We start from the raw sequence: 1292 nt of genomic DNA, 5'->3' as shown, positions 1-1292 counted from the left end.
GTCACTAGTGTCCGGTAAAAACCGAAGGGGGAGCTTGCTCCCCCTTGCTGTTGGCCGCCTTCAGTCATAATCGGATTTTTCAGACTCGATTTTGACTCATGTTTTCCAGCACTTTTTTAACTCAGTTGCTCAGTGCCATCCCACGCTCTTCATTCGAGCGATCCGTCGAAGCACATCAAGCTGATCGCTACGTCAAACGCTGCACTTCCTGGCAATTGTTGGTGACGTTGGTCAGCGGCCATTTAACCCAAGCCTTGAGCCTGCGGTCCCTGGCGACTTTCTCCGAGACTCTGGCCCCGCATCGCTACCATCTCCGGGCCGGTCCCATCGCTCGCTCGACCCTGTCAGATGCCTTGAATAAACGTGATTACCGGCCGCTCCAAGACCTCTGCGAGATCCTGTTAAGTGGCGTCAGTCGCCAGCAGCGTAAGGACATCGGTGCCATGGTCAGCCTGGTTGATTCCACATCGATTACCTTGCGTGGACCTCACTTTGACGACTGGACTGCCGCAACGAAAACCCGCATTACACAAGGCCTCAAGGTGCATGTGGGGCTGGACCTGGCGCAACGGGCGCCGGTGTACGTGAACATCACCCCCGCCAATGTCAACGACCTGAGCGATGCGCTGGAAATGCCGATTCAGACCGGCATGACCTACGTCTTCGACAAGGGCTACTGCGATTACAACTGGTGGCATCAGTTACAGGCCAAGGGTGCTTTCTTCGTTACCCGGCTGAAGAAAAACGCCAACCTGAAGGTGTTGCGCGAGCACTCAACGGTGGTAGAGCAGAGTGCGGTTATGACCGATGAAGTTGTTCAGTTCGGCAAAAAGTATCTGGGCGGCAAGCGTCTGAATGACTATCGAGACGAGCCGGTAAGACGCGTCGTGGTTGCGCGTGAGGGGCATGCTACGCCGCTGGTCCTGGTGACCAACGACTTTGCGAGATCAGCCGAAGAAATCGCGAACTTGTACAAAGATCGCTGGAGGATCGAGCTGTTTTTCAAGTGGATCAAGCAACATCTGAAACTCAAACGCTTCTATGCCTTCTCCGAAAACGCCGTGCGCCTGCAGATCTACAGCGCCTTGATCAGCTATCTGTTGTTGCACCTGTTCCACCGCCGCTCAGGGTTTCAGGGCTCGTTGTTTGAGCTGACGGTTCGTATCGCTTATGCCTTGCATGAACGGCCTGCTACCCAGGAATTCAAAGACCGACGACGACAGGAACAGGATCAGTTGAAGGCTGCTCAGGGCAGCCTTCAACTATGAAACATATTTACCGGACACTAGTGA

At 54.5% G+C, this 1292-nt stretch carries 1 protein-coding gene; it reads left to right on the top strand.

Annotated features, from left to right (window positions below; translation table 11 throughout):
* Positions 1–98: 98 nt before the first annotated feature.
* The gene (locus tag BMY73_RS27715; RefSeq protein WP_092411112.1) at positions 99–1268 is read left to right on the top strand and encodes an IS4 family transposase; all 1170 of its coding nucleotides are present in this window, start codon (positions 99–101) and stop codon (positions 1266–1268) included.
* The last annotated feature ends 24 nt before the right edge of the window (positions 1269–1292 follow it).

Origin of the sequence: Pseudomonas sp. NFACC02 (assembly GCF_900110765.1) — a bacterium.
Taxonomy (GTDB): Bacteria; Pseudomonadota; Gammaproteobacteria; order Pseudomonadales; family Pseudomonadaceae; genus Aquipseudomonas.
The sequence above is the reverse complement of the archived record's forward strand: the minus strand, read 5'-3'. Positions and strand labels throughout refer to the sequence as shown.

Excerpts from the sequence above, each read along its gene's own strand:
- BMY73_RS27715 (WP_092411112.1), top strand. The coding sequence starts at position 99 with ATGTTTTCCAGCACTTTTTTAACTCAGTTGCTCAGTGCCATCCCACGC.